A 1,426-nucleotide genomic window follows, 5' to 3' on the forward strand; every position below is an offset into this window, starting at 1 on the left:
TATCCATAATTATATTTCATTAATTCATGAAAATATAAAAAGCAGACTGCTGTTTTGTTCAGAAGTTCATTTTGCTGAAACGTTTATAAACGTAAACAGCTGGGGAAATACATCTACTCCTGATGCCACCAATCCATTATTTTCAAATCCTCCGGGGCGAGGTGTATGGGCAACAAGTGTTCAACGCTGGCATTCTTTACCGGAATGTGAAAGAGGTTCTTGAGTCATGATGGGAGGAAGGCAATTACTGGCTATTTGTTTTCTTCCTTTTTTCGGGTTTACCGGTTTGCTCCTCTGAATGTTCTTCTGCTGTTAAGTAACCTTGATCTGAGGGTTGCCTGCCTTTATCAGCAGTAACGTATGCCTCATCTGCCCACCTTCTTTTAAGTGATACAGAGCCATGGCGTTGTGACGAGATGTCTACCCTGGCCTTTATTTGATCAATACATCGTTTCATTGAATTCCGGTTCCAAAGCATGTTAATCGGGATTTCAATGACCTCAAATCCTGCTTTTTGCAACAGTGCGATTTTAAGCAGAGTCGAACCCTTCCTTGTGTTGAAATCACCACCCACATAATGAGAGGGTCCCTGAATTTCAATTACCATGTTGTGATCTGGCAGTAGCAGGTCAACTGGAGATAATGAATTCAGACTCTTTTCTTCTTCAATCCTCAAAGATGGAATGCATGACTGGAGTTGATTGCGAAAGTCGGATTGACGTTTTGAAACGATCGCATGGTAATGGGTGACGAACGGACATGGTCTCCCAAGCCAACTTGCGGCCATCGCGATGGTGTGTTGATCCTCTTCATTGTCCGGGGATGTGTTTTCCAGACGAATAAACAGGTCATGCATGTGCTTTTCCAGCACGTTACCTTTACTGGTATTTGGAACCAGAGATAACCTGGCACAGCATACCATTACTCCCCAAAGGGACATCAATATCGCTTGCTGAGAGAACTGAGGGTTGCCACTGATTTGGTCGACAAGCGTTTTGAACGTGGAGGTTAACACGTCCAGCTCAATGAGTTCGCCCAGTTTCGCCATGGCCCACAGCAGGTTGGCGATATCCTGGGCATTACATTGGTTTTTTTGTGCCTTCACGTGAGGCAACAGCGCCGTCACGGCCACATTGAACTCTGGTGTCTGCTCCTGCCCATGGTCCACCAGTTTCGCCATGGCCCACAGCAGGTTGGCGATCTCCTGTGGTGTTAAGTCAGCTTTCTGTGCGTTCACGCGAGGCAACAGTTCGGCCACGGCCTCGCTGAGCTCTGGTGTCCGCTGCTGCCCGTTGTCCATCAGTTTCGCCATGGCCCAGAGCAGGTTGGCGACACCCTGGGCATTAAATTGGTCTTTCTGAGTGTTCACGTGGGGCAACAGTGCGGTCACAGCCTCTTTGAGACCCGGTGTCTGCTCCTGCCCGTT

General features: G+C 47.7%; 2 protein-coding genes. One reads left to right on the forward strand and one right to left on the reverse strand.

Translation table 11 applies throughout. The features are described 5' to 3' along the window. The coding region (locus tag ACO6VE_RS24490) for a hypothetical protein (protein ID WP_422464112.1) at positions 1-223 on the forward strand (223 nt) is incomplete at its 5' end. A gap of 21 nt (positions 224-244) precedes the next feature. Here ACO6VE_RS24490 and ACO6VE_RS24495 read toward each other — a convergent pair. Continuing rightward, positions 245-1,426 (reverse strand): RAP domain-containing protein (locus ACO6VE_RS24495; RefSeq protein WP_422464114.1); only part of this gene is annotated, 1,182 nt, incomplete at its 5' end.

This window comes from Endozoicomonas sp. ALB115 (assembly GCF_049310245.1).
Classification (GTDB): Bacteria; Pseudomonadota; Gammaproteobacteria; order Pseudomonadales; family Endozoicomonadaceae; genus Endozoicomonas.